This window comes from Pseudoalteromonas sp. McH1-42 (assembly GCF_022347845.1).
Taxonomy (GTDB): Bacteria; Pseudomonadota; Gammaproteobacteria; order Enterobacterales; family Alteromonadaceae; genus Pseudoalteromonas; species Pseudoalteromonas rubra_D.
This window is the reverse complement of the sequence record NZ_JAKRFU010000012.1, coordinates 45094-62113: the sequence shown is the minus strand read 5'-3', so window position 1 is coordinate 62113 and position 17020 is coordinate 45094. Positions and strand designations below refer to the sequence as shown.

Here is a 17020-nt window from a genome sequence, read left to right as displayed (position 1 = left end):
TTCTTCGGTTTGATGAAATAACTTTGCTAGAGACAAGGTCTTATTAGCATGACCACAAAACAAAAACGTTACGAAAGTCTGGTCCAGGTCTACAACAAGGAGCTTTATCGCTTTGCTTATTGGTTGTGCCAGGACCCGACCATTGCTGAGGATTTGGTACAGGAAACCTTTTTGCGCGCCTGGCGTTCACTTGACGCTTTGCAGGACGATAGCGCCGCCAAATCCTGGTTATTAACCATATTGCGGCGTGAGAATGCGCGCCGTTTTGAACGCAAACAATTTGATTACGCCGACGTTGAGCAGGACACTCTGATTGATACCAGCAGTGCATCACCCGACTCACAGACTGAGCAAATGATGATCCAAAAACAGATCAGCTTGTTGTCATCTGAGTACCGTGAACCACTGCTATTACAAGTCGTGATGGGCTGCTCCGGCGAAGAAATCGCACAGATCCTGGAACTCAACAAGAATACGGTGATGACCAGGCTATATCGTGCCAGAAACCAATTGAAAGAGGCTTTAACACAAGTGACCGAAACAGCAAAAGGGGCATCAAACTGATGGATGAACTCGAATTTCGCCGCCGCTTGTTTGCCGATCCCAATGATAAGGATGTAGTTGCTCAGGCAGACACCGATCCGGCCAAACAGCGTCTCGTCAAAGAGATGCAAGATTTTGATGCGACGCTGCATAGTGCGTTAGATATTTCTGTGCCTGATGATTTAGCTCAGAAGATTCTGGCAAAACAGCAGGCAGATACTGATACCACGATGCAGCAAACCGCCGAAGTCAAACAATTAGCCTGGTACCGACGCTTCAAGGCGCCGCTTGCCACCGCGGCCTCGGCTTTACTGGCAGTATCCTTGTACTTCGCCACGTCAGTCCATGCACCATTACACGCTGGCGAACATGCCTTGCAGCACGTCTATTACGAAGCTGAAGCGCTCGCATTAACACGCGAGGTGCAACTTCAGGAAGTTAACGAGAAACTGGCAATGTTTGGTGGCAAGCTTGAAGCTATGCCTGGCAAAGTGACCTACGCGACATTTTGTAATTTTAAAGGACAACGCAGCTTGCACCTGATCTTCCAGTCAGATCATGGACCGGTTACTGTTTTTATCGTGCCAACCGATAGCGATGATGCCAAGAGTAGCAATGAACGTTTTGCTGATGAACGCTTCAGCGGCAGCATCAAACCCGGAGATCGCGCTGATACCATTTTAGTGGCAAATCTCGATACCCCACTGGAGCAGTATCAAACCGCCGTGACAGAATCACTGCGTTGGTTGTAAGCGCCACTTGCAGATAAATACCTCAGCCCCAGGCAGGTTATGGGTGCTGAGGCTTTATCATTTCCCCAAGTTTTGAGAACAAATAGCTGATAATAAATACAGTTATAACAGATATTTTCGAACAGTTAGCAAGAATATTTCGACGCTAATCGAAAATCACAAAAAAACGCTAAATTTCATATACTTACCTATTTTATAAAGCCGTGTTACTGGGGTAGGCGCTTGAAATCGCTTCGCTTCACCGCATTGATTAACTACAATGCGTTCAGAACTAAAACTCAGAGGAACACCATGAAACAGTTTGTTGTTTTAATGACACTCATCGCCGTTCTGGTATCTACCAGCTTCAGTGCAGAAGCACGGAAAAAGTTCGGCAGCAAGAAAAGTGCGGGTAAAACCCACGCAACCAGCACCACAGCACAAAAAAAACAAGTCGATACTAAGACTCTGGCACCTAATACCGCTAAACCTAAGTCCAATAAAAAAGGCATCATGGCAGGCGTACTGGGTGGCTTACTTGCCGGAGGCCTGATCGCGGCCATGATGGGCGATGACTTTGAAGGCTTCCAGTTTATGGAAATGATCTTGTTTGCCATCCTGGCTTTTGTGTTGTTCAAGGTGATCAAATCCTTTATGACCAAACGCCAACAACCCCATATGGCGGGTATGCCGCAAGGTGGTAACTTTGGTGGTGGCAACTTTGGCCAAAACAATGGTGGGCAACCGCAAAACCAGCAGCCACAATTTCGTCAGCAACCACAGTCGGCCCCATTGAGCGGTGGATTTGGTCAACAGCAGGAACAGGTACCCTTTAACCTGCCTGCAGATTTTGATGTAAATGGCTTCTTGCAAGGCGCACGTGATCACTATCACACAGTTCAGAATGCCTGGAACCAGAGTGACTTTGCGACCCTGGCCGAATACCTGAGCCCGGAGCTGGTCGAAGAGTTTAAACAGGACCGTGCACAACACGGTGAGGTAGCAACCGAAGTGATGTTTGTTGATGCTCAGTTGGTACGTGCGGAAACCACACCGGTCGCCTGGGAAGTAAGTGTCATGTTCAAAGGTAAATATCGTGACCTTGGCGATAAGCAGGAAGAGCCAATTCACGAAGTTTGGCACCTGGAAAGAAAGACACAAGGCGATGCGCCTTGGGTTATCGTCGGCGTAGAAGATTTAATCGACTAGTTCGACACCTGTGCTACCAGCACCGCCTGGTAGCACACTGTATTTCACTCAATAGTTCCCCTCACCTGACCTAGCAAACGCCGACTGACGGGCACGCGATTACCGTCACTAAGATAAAGAAACGCATAGCCAGATTCCGTTTTATCCTTATTTAGCGCAACTCGTCTGACCTTATCCAAATCAACCAGGTAAGATCTGTGGACCTGCATGAATGTGCCAGGGAGTTTATCAATCAGGCTTTTCAGTGTTCCCGAATATAAGCGCTCTTTGCCTCCGTCCAGGTGTAACTCAACATAATCGCCCGCAGCACGGCACCATAATATCTGTCCGACATCAATACGTTCAGCCGCACTACCAAAAGTCAGCGTGAGATACTGCTGCGTGCCCGTTTTGTTCAGTTGGGAAAGTTTAACCTGCAACTTGGCAATGGCCTGCTGATCAGCCATGGTCTGTATCTGAAGTTCACCCAGTTGGCGAATATGCATCCCCAATAACATACCCAGTAACAGGGTTACCATAACGTAGAAAAGCAGACTGTGAAACGACTGCAGACTCAGCATTGCTGCCATAACAAAAACACCCAAGGTAGCAGCAAATAGTAAGGCTTTGCCGGTACGATGCCGATAATAATACCAGCACGCAACCCCCACTCCGGCAAGCGCAGGGATGCTCACCGCCAGCGTCGTTTTTAGATCAAACCCGGGACTAAAAAATACCAACATCGAGGTAAGGCCTATAACGGGTGCCAGAACACTCAGCTTGACTTTGGTATCGAACTGACACAGGCGCAGTAAATAAACCAGTAGTCCAAAGCCAAAGGTCATGGCACAAACTAAGATCAGCACTAATCTGACATCATGCAAAGGATACGGGTAACTGAACCAGCCACGTAGTTGTTCAGCAGCTAGCTGAACAACTGCGATACCAATCAACCAAATCAACCCGGAAGGGATCTTAGCCCGCAAAGGGCTTAACCTCAGCATCAGTAAATAAAGTCCACCAAGAAGCAGGATACATAGCACACTGAGTTGCATATGCGGCTCAATGCCAAAGTAATCAGTGCTGTTTTGATACTTGCCCAGTGCTGCCAGGTGTAAAGGAGAAGATAGGCGCAAGATACTCTGGTGAGAAGACAAATGTATGACCACCCGGTTTTCACCGGTTCTTATCAAACCCGGGGGCACATAAAAGCGGGTGTCCATACGCCCGGCAAGTTCATGTTCACCATCCAGTGAAACACGACCATTAGTGCCCAATAGCCTGCCATTGAGATAAACTTTACTAGAGGCTTTCGCAAACAAGTAAAATGCTAGTGGTTCAGCGCCTTCTTGCCAGCGTTCAGACAAATGCAGCGAAGCTTCTATCCAGATAGCCCGTCCCTGTGGGTCAGCACTAAAAAACGACTGTGTTGTGCACGCATCATCTTCAAAATTTGGTATTACTTCACCACCCGGACAGACACGTATCTGTTGATAATTTATGTGTGCCCAGTCTCGTGCTAGCGAATTAGCTGACGCTAATAATAGCAGCGTACAAAATATGACTCGTAAATGCCGGTTATCACAATACTGCACACTTCCCCCACCTCGACCTTTGACCAGTTGAATTCAACCGTTTATCGATATTACTATTAAAATCAATACATTTGATAGAATATCGCATGATAATTCGAATGGAACAAGATTAACTGGAGGCACAATTAGCAAACAAGAATATCACTATGCAAGACTTCAGATACACGCACTTTCGCAGCTACATCATACCCGTACTGCTATTCCTCAGCACAATAATGACCTTAGGTGCTTTCGCTCAGGATCTGCCCCTACTGACATATGACAATGAACAGGCTATTACTTTCAAGACCCAGGACAACCAACAAGTAGCAGCCTTTTCAGGGTTTGTCACCGTTCCGGAAAACCGTAACCGGGCTGGCAGCCGGGATATTCACATTCATTATGTACGCTTTCCTGCCACCACTAAAACACCTGGCAGCCCTATTATTTACCTTGCCGGGGGGCCCGGCGGTTCTGGCATCAAAACGGCTGAATACGCCAACTTTCGTTTTCCTTTGTTTATGGCCCTGCGTGAATTTGGGGATGTGATTGCACTGGATCAGCGTGGTACCGGTAAATCCGATGCTCTACCAGCATGCCAATCGAGCATTTCCACTCATTCGGCTAAGCAACAAACAGATGTGGAAGTGGCGCACTTGTACCAACGCGCTGCGCTTGAGTGTGCCACATTCTGGCAACAGCAGGGAATTGACATTAAAGGCTATACGACAGAGCAAAGTGCCCAAGATCTGAATGACCTGAGACGTCATCTAAAAGCTGACAAACTGACTTTATGGGGGATCAGTTATGGTACTCACCTGGCATTGGCCGCAACCAAAACCATGCCTAACAATCTGGATAAGTTGGTCCTCGCCAGTGTCGAGGGGCTCAATCAGACAGTTAAACTCCCAGCTCAGACAGACGCTTACTTTGCCCGCGTTCAGGGTGCTATTAACACGCAATCAAAAGCCAAAGCTCTCTACCCAGATCTTGCCGGGCTGATCCGAAGAGTTCACAAGCGCCTTGAAACGGCACCAATAACCTTGCAGACCTCTGATAATAAAGGAAAGAAAACAGATTTTCTGTTTCAGCGCTGGCATATGCAGCGTCTGGCATCTGGGATGATAGCCGATCCACATCGAGGCCTGAAACGCCTGCTGGCACTTTACCGGGCTTTGGATATGGGGATCATTGAGCCACTTCAGCACATCGCAAACAGAGGTTATTTTAGCGAAGCGCAAATCAGCTTCAGACTGATGCCATTGGCCATGGACATCGCATCTGGGATTACACAACAACGGCTGGAACAAGTGAATCACCAAAGCAGTTCAGCTTTGCTTGGACCGTATCTAAACTTTCCAATGCCACAACTTCAGGGCGTGATTGACAAACTTGACTTAGGTGATGAATTTAGAGCCCCTCCAGTATCTGATGTACCAACATTATTGCTCTCAGGTTCACTAGATGGGCGCACTTACCCGCAAAGCCAGCGAGAGGCTGTAAAACACTTCAGTCGCGTTACGCAGGTAATTATAGGAAACGCAGGTCACAATTTGTTTATGCGTTCACCAGAGGTCACGCAAACCATCCGCCGGTTTCTGGCTGGCGAGCCAGTGAAAAAACAAAAGATTAGTGTGCCGCTACCGGATTTACTGATTAAACGCTAAACATTAGTTTACTTTTGGAAGGCCATTTTAATCTGCAGTTCAATGCAGCTACTTTAATAAGCCAGCACCTCAGCGTCGCAATAAGGCGCTGAGGCTAACAAGTGCTGGCTATCAATCCCGACATGCACCGCCTGTACAACCCCAGTTAGGTTCACTGGCAACACACTGTCTGTAGTTAGTAATTTCAATATGCTTACCACCTGCCACCTGAGGTGTTTGATTAGCAGGTAAACGGTTATTGCCAGAAAGGTTTTTCAGTTTATTTATTTTAACTTTCATTTTTTGTTTCCTTGTTTATTTAATCGCCACATTTACGTTAGTCCTTGAACCCTAGAAACACAACAAATTAAATCAACCAAAATGCAACAAAATTTATACACTGAAATATCTACCTGCTGGCACGTGCCGTTTTTTTATATTCACCCGGTGTCATTCCTGTATGTGCTTTAAATGCCTTATAAAAAGACGAGCGCGCGTTAAAGCCGACCGCCATAGCAATGTCCAGTACAGTCTTATCATCAGCCAGCAGCAGCTTAATCGCTGCGTCAATCCGTGCCTTATTGATATAGTCAAAAAACGATTGTCCCACGGTCTGATTCAGGGTTTGAGACACATAATTGGCTGATACTCCGATAGACTCAGCCAGTCTGTATAGAGTCAGATCGGGATCCAGGTAAAGTTGCTCAGCCACCACCGCGCGATGGATCTTCTGTGCAATGCGTTTTGACTGCTCATCGCTCAGCGCTGAGTGCTGGTATTTAACTTCGCTACGCTCCTTAGTCACAACACGATGCTCATCGCCTGTCACATCAAGCTGCTCGGTGAAACCATAGATTTTGTCAAAACCTGGTTTTTGTCGTAATGACCAAAACAGCACAAACCAAATGCTAATAGCGCTCAGGACTGCTATACCCCCTTCACGCAGTAACGTGGGTTGCGCACTTAAATCCTGAAAGAGTGTCAGTGCCAGCCAACACCAGGTAAATAACATCAGTATTAGTACCACAACTAACCAGTTCAGTTCACGCTCCTGGGTATTTGAAAATACCGCTTGCAACTTACGCCTGTAGTTCATCACCTTGCGCCAGGCCTTTAGCACATAAAGCAAACTTTGCACCGGCCAAAACAGCATCAAGATAATGATCAGCCAGACTGTAAAACGTGCGTCAGCCGTTAGCTCGACGTTATCCTCTGCAAAGAAAATGGCAAATAACTCGGATTCAGGCAATTGCATCAGACTCGCTGACAGCACACATGAAACGCTGGCAGGGATAAAATGCCACATACTAGCGCGATTAAATTGCCAGGGGACGGGTGATGTTAAAGCTTGCGTATATAAATAAAAGCAAGGAAACAACAGCAACCAGGCAGGAACGATAGCTGCGATATAGATATATTGGGCTGACGGATAGTGTGTAAAGACAAACGGACCCGACAAAATAACAAACAGCGAAAAAAGAAACAGTACCAGCGCCCGATAACAATGCCAGCGCCTCGCCCTGCCAGTTAACACAGTTAAAGCCAGTCCAACAGCACCGAGTAAAAAGGTGTACACAAACGCTAATTCAGCCTCAAACAAAACCACTCAACCCTATGAATTAAATACTTATAATTATTATTCATGTCCTAACCTTTAGTATCGGACGACAGTCTTTGACTAGTCAGTATAAAGTGCAACTCAACCACATCGCAATATACAGGATCATAAGATGGAACAGATTACATTCACCATGCTAGCGCACATAATCACTGGGAGTGTTGCCATTGCCGCCGGTGCAACCGCTATCGCCGTAGCAAAAGGAAAGTCACTGCACGCTTCGGCAGGGACATGGTTTGTCTATACCATGCTGATAATGGCTGTCAGCGGTACAATGATCGCAATACTACAGCCTATGATCATCACCGCCATCGCTGGCGCCTTTACAACCTACCTGGTTCTGTCGGGGTGGCTGGCCGTCAAATCTGCACCTAATACACAGGGAAGGTTTGACTACACATTTCCCGTATGCTCCCTGCTGATTGTGATTGCTTGTGTTTATTTCAGCAATCAGGCGGGCACCAGCCAGGCTGAAATAAAACATGGCATTAGCGCCTATGACTACTACTTTTTTGCAATACTCGCCGCATTGTCTTTTATTGGCGACATGCGCTTGGTGTATGCACAAGGGCTTGCGTCCACACCGCGATTGATGCGTCATTTATGGAGAATGTGCTTTGCCTTGTTTATATCGGTCGGCTCATTTGTGTCACAAGGTGCCGCCAAGATGCTACCACAGTCTTTTGTCGACTCAGGAGTGTTAGAGCTACCGGGGCTGGTCATTTTGCTTATAATTGTTTACTGGCGCCTAAAGCTCAGTTTTGGCAACAAAATACGCCAGTGGCGTGCCAATCGCGCAGCTCAGTCTTCCTCCTGAAGCATGTGCTGTCGGCATAGTTCAGTGGCCGTTGTGCTTTGCCGACAGTGTTGCGTAATAACCTGGTTTTCTGCTTTTCTTATTAACTCTGCCAGTTCACCGCTTTGCTTCATGCCACGTAATACGGCATCCACTTCTTCGACCCAATGTTGCTGATCCTTATGGATATAGTGGTAGAGCGCGAGTTCACGAAAACTGCGCTGGTGCGGTATTACATTTTCAATCCCCGCCTGCGCCAGCATCACCAAACCATCAATACGATTGGTCAGCGCAACGTCGGCCAACCCCTTAGATACCAAGTTAAGCGCCTGGATGGTGGTATCAGTGTCCTCAACTCGGGGCATCCCCTCTGTGATGTTATTGGTGTGTTTTACACCACGTACTTTTGCAATTCGGTACTGCCTTAAGTCTTGTTCACTTTGGATGTTAACTTTGCCATCATTGCGAATAAATGCCATCGTCTCTAACATATAATACGGCGTAGGAACACGGATGGTGTGAGGGTTTTCGTTACCGTAGCTAAAAATGCGCATGATTTCACCATGTCTTTTTCCGCTGCGTACCAGCTGCTGTGCACGCTTTCCCGGATAAGGTGTAATGACAATTGACACATTCAGCTTTTGATAGATTTCGGGTAAAACCAGACGGCCCACTTCCTGCTCAATCAAATAATTGATTGACACAAAGTGTAAGGGCCCGGCAAACGCGTTGTTGCACAACAACAGCAACAATAACAGAGACTTCTTCATCTACCTACCGAGCTTTTAAGGTTATGTTTATTCGATTATTTTAGTACCACTAAGGCAAATATCAATGGTTGGTCGTACAAGTTTCCGAATTTCCCTTATTGCAATAATGAAAATCCAAAAAATAGTGAGATTGAGCAGGTTCCCTGCCCTGCGTAATAAATTGATGCAAAAGCTCAGCACCGAGACGCCCCATTTCAAAGGGTTTTTGTCCGATGTTCGTCACTGATAACCCTCTTTGCAGCGCCTTTAGCTGACTATTTTCAGTATCGGCGGAAATAATCACCCGCTTCCCATCAGCAATAAGAGATTTGAACTGTGCCATGCGAGTGATGTAATCAGGATTAAACTGCGCAAACCCGGCAACAGCAAGAAAAATAGGGGGGTCGGGATATTTCATCATAGTGACAAGCTGATCCAATGCATCAGCCCGTCTGCCAAACGTAAACAACGGACAGCGATAGTGTTCAATCCACCCATTTTCACCCGACAGTCTTTTCGTGCTTTGACCGGACAATGCATAGCGTACCCCCGCAATGCGTTGGTTCAGGTTTGGTGTCGTCTGGTGTCCTGATTGCAGGCATATATACTGCTGTGGTTCGACTTTAAAACGCTTTGCTTCTTCACCCAGCGCTTTACCGAAGTCAAAATTATTGGTACCTACATATGCGAGTCGGTAGGCTGCATGCTCCGAAAGCAGATCGGAGTCAAAAGTGATAACGGGGATGGCATGTTTTGCTGCCAATTTGAGTGCGCCATCGACAAGGAATTGAGAATCCGTGGTTGAAATAAGTAATCCGTCAATGCCCTTTCGGATCAGCTCTTTGACGATCAACACTTGTGTTCTGACGTCCTGATAATCATCCGCACCATCGTAAATGCAATGCACATTTGGGTGGTCCCGGGCAAAGCGCTGGCAGCCTTTATGAGATTGCTGATAAAAGCTGTCATTTTTAGTCTTGCCCACAACGGCGATATTGACAGGCTCCTGCACTTCGGTGGCAGCATAGACCAGACCTTGCCAGCACAACAAGATAATCAACAGAAGTGAAAACGGAGCAATCCGGATGAGCATGCCAGTGCCTGGTGCAGTAACTAACGACTTGTTAATAGTTTAACCAAATCGCTCTAAAAAACAACAACCTTTGGATTCCAGCCAGTTCCTGAGCGGGTGATAAATCAGAGTAAGATCTGAGTATCAAAGACCCGCTTTTATCTCTGACATGGTGTTACTTGCAGCTGAATGCTAACGTGATTTGATAAGGTTCGCCCATTGAATCTTCTGCAATACCACCGCCAATGCTCATAGCTGCACCCACATCATCAACGGCATTTTCACCCAAAATCCACATCGCCGTACCGGCTGCTTCCACCGCCGTTGCAATGTTACGCTTTTGCAAATATTCCTGCTCAGGCATTGACCCCATGTAAGTAATATCCTCATTTTGAATATAGGCGTAACCACGCTCTTGCTCATCGCAATAATGGTTTGCCTGTTCAAGCGCTTCCTTGCCCGCAGCCTCTCGGGTTTCTGCGGTCAAGTTCACATAGTGCTTGCCATCCGCTGAAGGACGGACATTGTTGTGATGCGCGCAGCCGCTTGCGAATACGGCGACCAAAGAGAATGCTATCCAGTTTTTCATAATATTTACCCTGACTGTGTTTATTTTATTCGGGTAAAGTGTATAAAGTCTTTGCGTACCTTTCAGTGAGAGAGTGTTTGAAAGTGTTAAGCCTGGACAATACCATGGCCATCAGCCAACACCTGACATGGCTGGCCTGACTTAAATCGTTCAACCAAAATCGGATCATACAGCAAGGTATCACTCATTGATTGTCCATCGTATTGATAGGTCACCAGTATATGCCTCTGATGGCAAATCAGCGGATTAAGCAATCGTTTATCATTGACAATCACCAGCTCAATGATTGGACACATACGACAACGTTGTTTATTCCTCCTTGTAAATTTCCACACCTCAGCTTAGCTCCAGCACCAGTTTCGCGGCCAGTAAATCACTGAGCGCTGTACCAACCGACTTAAACAGCGTAATTTCACTGTCATTAAGCCTCAGAAAACGGTTCTTGCGAGCCATATCGGCAAGCTCTCCTGCTACTTGTTCAGCGCTAAACACACCTTCTTCAATGGGAATAAGCAGCTCCCCGGCCTCGTTCAGGACATTGGTTTTACTGTCAACAAATACCCGGCTGGCAAGCAATGTCGCGGTATCAATCTCTCGTGCATCTTTATGATGATTACCAATCAGATCTATATGCGTCCCCGGACTCAACCAACGCCCGTCAAACAGCGGAGTGTGACAGCCCGTCGCAGTACAAATTACATCTGCTGAACCTATTAGCCCAGCATTACTCTGGCCGAGCACAAAGTTAACCTCAGGAAAGGCCTGTGTCAGAGTCGCTTTCAGAGTTGCTCCTTTGTCCGGGTTACGGGCAACCAGCGTCACTTTCTCGTAATTTCTCACCGCCAGATGGGCACGCACCATATAAGGAGCCAGATTCCCTGCACCAAACATCACCAGGTGCCTCGCGTCTTCTCTGGCTAAATAAGACGCCGCAAGTGCAGAAACAGCAGCCGTGCGCCATAACGTCACCTGAGTGCCATCCACCAGCGCCAAAGGTTCACCATGCTCACGACTAAACAGCATTATTTTTGAATACAAACTGGCTTTGCCATGTGCTTCATTACCCGGGAAGTAGGTAAAAGCCTTAACACCTATCACTGCGTCATTCCATGCTGGCAACACAGCAAATGCGTCATGATTAGTGGCCTGAGCGTCCAGCTCGAAGACGCTGCGCCTGGGCATAGTATGCGTACTAGCAAACCCCCGCTGCAGCGCAGCAATCAAAGTGGGAAAACTCAGCGCCTGTTGCACCTGCGCTCGCTCTATCATTTTCATTGTGCTTCCTTTATAACTCAAAATCTTGTGGGGCATGCGTCAACAACTCATAGCCAGAGTGCGTGATCACAATATCTTCTTCCAGTCGTACGCCACCAACGTCCGGAATATAAATCCCGGGCTCAATGGTGATCACATTGCCTGGTTCCAGGCGGTAATCAACGCCCGGTTTGATGAAGGGCTGTTCATGCAGAAAAAGTCCGAGACCATGTCCCAGCCCTTCTCCTGCATACTGAGCAAAGTCACTGTTCATCATGACCGCATGCGCAGCCGCATTGAGAACCTGACAATCTTCACCTGCACATGCTCTAGCCAATGCTGCCTGCTGGGCACTTTGCACCGTATCAAATATGCTGCGTTGCTCCGCGCTTGGTTTACCGTAAACATACGTGCGTGTCATATCAGAACGATAGCCGCCAACAACAGCCCCAAAATCTATCAGGATCAAATCACCATGTTGAAGCTTCTGTGTCGAGGGGTTGCCATGAGGCAAAGCGCTGCGAGGGCCAAATAAGAGAATAGTGTCAAAAGAAACCCCCTCAGACCCCAATTTTTGCATACGATAATCCAGCTCAAGGGCCAATTCGCGCTCACTGATCCCTTCTTTAACGAGTTGCAAGGTGTCCGCCAGTGCCTGATCAGCGATTTGAGCGGCATGACGAATGCAGGAAATTTCCTGCTCAGTTTTCACTTGTCGTAATTGCTCAATAAAACCTGTGCAGGGGGTTAATACACGACCAGAAAGCGCGCGGCTGATCTCTTGCCACTGACCTACATCAATGTGTGCAGCATCGAAAGCCAGTGCCTTAAGCTCTGCGGATAAGCGACTCAGGCACTGACCCAGGCTTTCAGTGTCTCTGTGTCTCAATATGACTTCGGCCTGCTGCGCTTCAGCCTGCGCACGCTCATAGTAGCGGTAATCTGTGATCAGCTGGCATTGCTCATGGCTGATCAACAACGTTGCTGCATGCCCGCTAAACCCGCACAAGTAACGGATATTTTCGTAGCCGAATACCACCATGCCCTGGTGCCCAGATGACTTCAGCAAATTGCGTATTTGAGTTTGTCGTTGTAGATACTGATTCATCGTAGAATAAACCCTTGTTGAATTGGATCGTCGGGATCCAGCCAAAATGTATGTTCCGCGGTGACATACGCCTCGCCTGTTACTTTTGGTCGCACCGCATCCCGATCACCATACTGACAAACCGCATCGATACTGACATCAAATCCGGATGCCAGGATCCCTTCAATATGGATAGTCTCGTCCCTGCCAAGCGCTCCCCGCGCAGCCAGCAATGCGGCTCTGCCGCTTACACCTGTGCCTGTGGGGCTGCGATCCAGCGAACCATCGGCAAAAATGCACACGTGACGGCTATGGCAATGCGCTCCGCTCACCTGTGAATTGGAATAGAACACAACGCCATATAAGAAACCCAACGACACGTCTTCAGGGTGTTCAAGTTGAACCTTGCCTGCTAATGCGCGTTTTATTTTCCTGCCCAGACAAATGATCTCTTCGCTATTTTGCAGGCTCAGAGCCAGATCGAGTTGATCGGCGTCGACATACGCATAATAAGCACCACCAAATGCAATATCACAGTACACAGTGCGCATTCCGGCCAGTGTTACCGGCACATTCAGCTGACAAACGAAAGACGCGACGTTGTAAAATCCCACCTGTTTTTTGTCGCCAGAATAAAACGCGCAGATCTGCCCCGCAGGCGTATCCATCTTCAACTGTTGCTCACCCATTGCCTCTGAGCTCTGGGCTCTTACCAGCTCAGTCAGTGCAATCACCGCATGACCACACATGGTGGAATACCCCTCATTGTGCATAAACAAGACACCAAAGGCGCTGTCTGTACGCTGTGGTTCAGTCAGCAACGCACCATACATATCTGCATGTCCGCGTGGCTCAAACATCAGCATTTTGCGCATGTCTTCATAGTGCGTCAGGCAATACAAGCGTTTGTCGACCATGTTATTCCCTTTCGGCTCAGGCAAACCTGAGGTAATAATACGCAGCGGTTCGCCAGCCGTGTGCATATCCAGTGCTGTTACTCGTGTCCAGTGTTGTGGCATCTGACACCGTCTAAAATCTAGTTTCATCACTTCTCCATAAAGAAAAGCCGGGCACGAAGCCCGACTGACCAGGGAAACAAACGATCAAAAAGTAAAACGAGCAACCAGGGAAATGTAGCGCTCCTCCTGACGGCGGGTCACCAGACCATAATCTGGATTGAGCTCCAGTTCCTGACCTTCTACTGAGCTATTTCGTGTTCTCGTTTCAGTGATGTCCAACGCAGCATCGTTATTCAGCAGGTTGTATACTGTGGCTTTGAGCATCAAATCATGACCTGAAATTTCAGTGTTGTAAGTCATGGATAAATCTATGTTGGTCAACCAAGGTAAGGTGTCAATGCTGCCTCGCGGCGCCGCGTTGCCGTTCTCATCATAATGACTAACATGACCGTAATCACGGCTCACACACGCATCCCAGGGGCTGCCGTTCTTACAGCTATCAACATTTCGGGGATGCAGGGATAAATAATTGGTCGGGCGACCTGAAATGGCACGAGCAACCATACCCAGTGTCAACTCGTCAGTCAGTTCATACGCACCGGCAAATTTAAACGCATGGCGGTGATCATTAGGCAAATTGCCGTAACCATTATCCATTAAATCGGCATAATCATAAGACGTTGTCCAACCTGGATCCGCCTGGTTATTGTCGGTTTTGACCAATCCCTCGGTGTTCCCATAGCTATGTGACCAGGTATAAGATGAGTTGATCCTCAAACGATCTGTGATGCTACCTTCAAGCGTAAACTCCAGCGCCAGATACTTACGCTTAGCTTGTTGTAACGCCAGTTCCTCTGCGCTCAGGCTAATTTCATCAACCTGGCCATCGCCGTCAAAGTCGTAACTCATGGTAATGGCTTCGCCCGGGTTATTCAGCACATAGTAGGAACTTTGCCCAACATTGTCTGTAATTCCCATTTCAGCCAACTTTTTAGCTAGCACCGGACCTACATCAGTATCTTCTACGCTGCGTCCCAAATCCCTGTAGATTGCACGAATACCAAGCGCCATATCGCCGAACACTTCTTGCTGGTAGCCCAAAGTGAATTCATCTGAGTACATGGGCTTTAGGCTTGATGAAGCAATCAATCCGGGTTCCGTAATACCGCGTTGACGCCAGTAACGATCACGCAACTGTGCACCTCGGCTTGGAGAGCCATCTGCCCCCAGTACAGGTTGCCCATTGGCATCCACTTCGTCCAATGCATAATACTCAAACCATTCAATGGAAGAAGACCCCTGTGTTACGTTCATATTGACCGAGACGGGCTGAAAATAACGACCATAAGTTGCAAAGATTTTTGCGCTACCATCACCATGTAAGTCATAAATAGCCTGCAACCGGGGTGCAAACTGATCTTTCATATCAACGAAAGCACGCCCATCGGAGACCGTGTTTTCAAATTCGCTGTATCTGAAGCCCAAATTCAGTACCAGATTATCCGTCGCCTGCCAGCTATCATTTACATAGAATGCCAATGCAGTTGAATCAGAATCCACTTCTCTGGTGCGCACCCGGCGCTCAATGTAATCCGTGCCTTGTGGCGCACCAGAAATATCGTCTTCTGACGCGGTTAAGATAGTCCACCACCCCTGTGCCTCACCTAAGCCATTTTGACCTTCATAATAGTCAACCGTAATCTTGCTGTAATCCAGACCAAATGACACAGAGTGCATTTCAAGATCCCAGGTAAAGTCGAGTTTAAACTGGTCGCGCACAAACTCTTCTTCTGTGACACTGCTCGCGGTATGAGACGACACCGTGACAAAGCCATCGCGCTCATCCCACACACCAGGCTCTGTGGATGCCACTACATTTTCGACATTTTCCGATACCCGACCCAATACAGCAGAGACTGAGAAAAAGTCATTGATATAACCGTTGTAATTAAGACTGTATACTTTGCCGCCGTCTTCGCCGGGGGCAGCAACACCACGTTGCTCTCCTATTACATTGGTTTCCCAGTCATATCCATAGGATGTGGTATCCCAAGTCCGTTTGTTGTTCATCGCTGAAAAGCCCACAGAGTGGTCTTCACTGATAAACCAATCTAACTTAGCAAACCAGCGATCTTCTTCTCGATCACGGTCGTTGTAGACTGTTTGTCTTGCCCAGGTATGGTTTTCTCTGCGTGGCGCAAGTAATCCATAAAAGAACAACGAGTCTTCAATCAATGCGCCGCTGGTCCACACCTGAATTTCCTTAAAGGATTCGTCTGACTGCTGGGTATTGGTGTCATAACCCACAACACCATTACTCTGGTAAATAGAGTCATGCTGATCTCGCAGACTATTCGGGTCATAGCGCATTTCGACACCCAATTTGAAATCGTTATCACCGGATTTAGAAACTGCATTCACAATCCCACCGAGTGCGCCTCCAAATTCAGGGCTGACACCCCCTGTTTTAACTTGAGTTTGCGCAATGGCTTCCCAGGGCAAACGAATAGACCCCAAACCTGTGCGAATACTGGTGACATTCAAACCATTAAAATAATAGCCATTTTCAGCAGACGAAGAGCCGCCAAAGCTAGATGCACCTTTAAAGTCTGAACCTCCGGGTTCTGCAGTGCCAGGAGCCAGCAATGCAATACTTTCAAAACCAGTATTAACGGGCATGGCTTTGATTTCTTCATCTGTGTAAGTGACACCCGCTGTTGATGAAGCCATATCAACCCGACGAATGGCGGTACCCGACACAGCGATACGCTCAATATCTGTGGCACCCACACGATAAAGTTGTGCATCCAATAGTACTGACTGGCCGATGTTTACCTGAACCAGCTCTTCCATGACCGACTCAAAGCCATCTTTGCTAATCGTTACCTGATACTGACCAACAGGCAGGTTACGCAGGATATATTCGCCCTGAGCGTTGGTTGTTGTGCTGAAGGTCAATCCCTTCGCTTTATGTGTAAACACCAGTTCGACTTCGTTAAGCTCACTGCCCTGCCCACTGACAATATTACCTCTAACCAGACTATTTCCGTCCGCTGCAAGCACAGGCACCGCGCTCCCTAACGCAAGCGCTATAGCACTCGCAGCCAGAGTATGACGGATCGCCTGCGTATTCTTTTTATTGTTACGCATTTCTAATTCCTGTTGAGTTCCCATTGATGATTTGTCTGTATCAGACCTATTCACCCTACAATGA

Annotated in this window: 16 protein-coding genes; 5 read left to right on the top strand and 11 right to left on the bottom strand. The window is 47.6% G+C overall.

Annotated elements, in window-relative coordinates; all coding sequences use genetic code 11:
- Positions 1–48 precede the first annotated feature (48 nt).
- The 3 genes from MHN31_RS11935 to MHN31_RS11925 all read left to right on the top strand — a co-directional run bounded on the left by MHN31_RS11935 (position 49) and on the right by MHN31_RS11925 (position 2483).
- The gene (locus MHN31_RS11935; protein WP_010382077.1) at positions 49–564 is read left to right on the top strand and encodes a sigma-70 family RNA polymerase sigma factor; all 516 of its coding nucleotides are present in this window, start codon (positions 49–51) and stop codon (positions 562–564) included.
- Entirely contained in the window at positions 564–1295 is a 732-nt protein-coding gene (locus MHN31_RS11930) for a DUF3379 family protein (RefSeq protein WP_138537731.1), read from the top strand. The genes MHN31_RS11935 and MHN31_RS11930 overlap by 1 nt, the downstream gene beginning before the upstream one ends.
- A gap of 291 nt (positions 1296–1586) precedes the next feature.
- Positions 1587–2483, top strand: a complete 897-nt coding sequence (locus tag MHN31_RS11925; protein ID WP_239444343.1) for a TIM44-like domain-containing protein — start codon at positions 1587–1589, stop codon at positions 2481–2483.
- Positions 2484–2527: 44 nt separating this feature from the next.
- On the opposite strand, the gene MHN31_RS24390 is transcribed toward MHN31_RS11925, so the two are convergent.
- Positions 2528–4057: a LytTR family DNA-binding domain-containing protein gene (locus MHN31_RS24390; RefSeq protein WP_239444342.1), complete on the bottom strand. Its 1530-nt coding sequence runs from the start codon at positions 4055–4057 to the stop codon at positions 2528–2530.
- A 146-nt stretch (positions 4058–4203) separates the two neighbouring features.
- Between MHN31_RS24390 and MHN31_RS11915 the strand changes: the two genes are divergently transcribed.
- Positions 4204–5703 (top strand): alpha/beta hydrolase, encoded by a 1500-nt coding sequence (locus tag MHN31_RS11915; RefSeq protein ID WP_239444341.1) that lies wholly within the window; start codon positions 4204–4206, stop codon positions 5701–5703.
- Positions 5704–5814: 111 nt separating this feature from the next.
- Here the strand turns inward: MHN31_RS11915 and MHN31_RS11910 are convergent, their stop codons facing one another.
- Positions 5815–5982: a hypothetical protein gene (locus tag MHN31_RS11910; RefSeq protein ID WP_156202156.1), complete on the bottom strand. Its 168-nt coding sequence runs from the start codon at positions 5980–5982 to the stop codon at positions 5815–5817.
- 109 nt (positions 5983–6091) lie between these two features.
- Entirely contained in the window at positions 6092–7282 is a 1191-nt protein-coding gene (locus MHN31_RS11905) for an AraC family transcriptional regulator (protein WP_239444340.1), read from the bottom strand.
- A gap of 130 nt (positions 7283–7412) precedes the next feature.
- On the opposite strand from MHN31_RS11905, the gene MHN31_RS11900 reads away from it, so the two are divergent.
- Positions 7413–8117 (top strand): hypothetical protein, encoded by a 705-nt coding sequence (locus MHN31_RS11900; protein ID WP_239444339.1) that lies wholly within the window; start codon positions 7413–7415, stop codon positions 8115–8117.
- On the opposite strand, the gene MHN31_RS11895 is transcribed toward MHN31_RS11900, so the two are convergent.
- The 8 genes from MHN31_RS11895 to MHN31_RS11860 form a co-directional block, all read right to left on the bottom strand.
- The gene (locus MHN31_RS11895; RefSeq protein WP_125561842.1) at positions 8102–8866 is read right to left on the bottom strand and encodes a transporter substrate-binding domain-containing protein; all 765 of its coding nucleotides are present in this window, start codon (positions 8864–8866) and stop codon (positions 8102–8104) included. The genes MHN31_RS11900 and MHN31_RS11895 overlap by 16 nt on opposite strands.
- A gap of 61 nt (positions 8867–8927) precedes the next feature.
- Complete coding sequence (locus MHN31_RS11890; protein ID WP_239444338.1) at positions 8928–9938, bottom strand: substrate-binding domain-containing protein; 1011 nt, start codon at positions 9936–9938, stop codon at positions 8928–8930.
- A gap of 154 nt (positions 9939–10092) precedes the next feature.
- Complete coding sequence (locus tag MHN31_RS11885; RefSeq protein WP_239444337.1) at positions 10093–10506, bottom strand: hypothetical protein; 414 nt, start codon at positions 10504–10506, stop codon at positions 10093–10095.
- An 86-nt stretch (positions 10507–10592) separates the two neighbouring features.
- Entirely contained in the window at positions 10593–10802 is a 210-nt protein-coding gene (locus MHN31_RS11880; RefSeq protein WP_239444336.1) for a hypothetical protein, read from the bottom strand.
- A gap of 40 nt (positions 10803–10842) precedes the next feature.
- Positions 10843–11781, bottom strand: a complete 939-nt coding sequence (locus MHN31_RS11875) for an ornithine cyclodeaminase family protein (protein WP_239444335.1) — start codon at positions 11779–11781, stop codon at positions 10843–10845.
- Positions 11782–11791: 10 nt separating this feature from the next.
- A complete protein-coding gene (locus tag MHN31_RS11870; protein ID WP_239444334.1) occupies positions 11792–12868 on the bottom strand; it encodes a Xaa-Pro peptidase family protein in 1077 nt (358 codons plus the stop codon).
- On the bottom strand, positions 12865–13893 hold the full coding sequence (locus tag MHN31_RS11865; RefSeq protein ID WP_239444333.1) for a proline racemase family protein: 1029 nt from the start codon (positions 13891–13893) through the stop codon (positions 12865–12867). Before MHN31_RS11865 ends, MHN31_RS11870 begins: the two co-directional genes overlap by 4 nt.
- Positions 13894–13950: 57 nt before the next feature.
- Positions 13951–16956 carry a TonB-dependent receptor gene (locus tag MHN31_RS11860; RefSeq protein ID WP_239444332.1) on the bottom strand — a complete coding sequence of 1002 codons (3006 nt, stop codon included), beginning with the start codon at positions 16954–16956 and terminating at the stop codon, positions 13951–13953.
- Positions 16957–17020 lie beyond the last annotated feature (64 nt).

What these genes read in the sequence shown, in the direction of transcription:
- MHN31_RS11900 (WP_239444339.1), top strand. Translation starts at nt 7,413, where the DNA reads ATGGAACAGATTACATTCACCATGCTAGCGCACATAATCACTGGGAGT.
- MHN31_RS11885 (WP_239444337.1), bottom strand. Translation starts at nt 10,506, where the DNA reads ATGAAAAACTGGATAGCATTCTCTTTGGTCGCCGTATTCGCAAGCGGC.
- MHN31_RS11935 (WP_010382077.1), top strand. Translation starts at nt 49, where the DNA reads ATGACCACAAAACAAAAACGTTACGAAAGTCTGGTCCAGGTCTACAAC.
- MHN31_RS11930 (WP_138537731.1), top strand. Translation starts at nt 564, where the DNA reads ATGGATGAACTCGAATTTCGCCGCCGCTTGTTTGCCGATCCCAATGAT.
- MHN31_RS11895 (WP_125561842.1), bottom strand. Translation starts at nt 8,866, where the DNA reads ATGAAGAAGTCTCTGTTATTGTTGCTGTTGTTGTGCAACAACGCGTTT.
- MHN31_RS11890 (WP_239444338.1), bottom strand. Translation starts at nt 9,938, where the DNA reads ATGCTCATCCGGATTGCTCCGTTTTCACTTCTGTTGATTATCTTGTTG.
- MHN31_RS11915 (WP_239444341.1), top strand. Translation starts at nt 4,204, where the DNA reads ATGCAAGACTTCAGATACACGCACTTTCGCAGCTACATCATACCCGTA.
- MHN31_RS11875 (WP_239444335.1), bottom strand. Translation starts at nt 11,781, where the DNA reads ATGAAAATGATAGAGCGAGCGCAGGTGCAACAGGCGCTGAGTTTTCCC.
- MHN31_RS11870 (WP_239444334.1), bottom strand. Translation starts at nt 12,868, where the DNA reads ATGAATCAGTATCTACAACGACAAACTCAAATACGCAATTTGCTGAAG.
- MHN31_RS11880 (WP_239444336.1), bottom strand. Translation starts at nt 10,802, where the DNA reads ATGTGTCCAATCATTGAGCTGGTGATTGTCAATGATAAACGATTGCTT.
- MHN31_RS11910 (WP_156202156.1), bottom strand. Translation starts at nt 5,982, where the DNA reads ATGAAAGTTAAAATAAATAAACTGAAAAACCTTTCTGGCAATAACCGT.
- MHN31_RS11860 (WP_239444332.1), bottom strand. Translation starts at nt 16,956, where the DNA reads ATGCGTAACAATAAAAAGAATACGCAGGCGATCCGTCATACTCTGGCT.
- MHN31_RS11925 (WP_239444343.1), top strand. Translation starts at nt 1,587, where the DNA reads ATGAAACAGTTTGTTGTTTTAATGACACTCATCGCCGTTCTGGTATCT.
- MHN31_RS11865 (WP_239444333.1), bottom strand. Translation starts at nt 13,893, where the DNA reads ATGAAACTAGATTTTAGACGGTGTCAGATGCCACAACACTGGACACGA.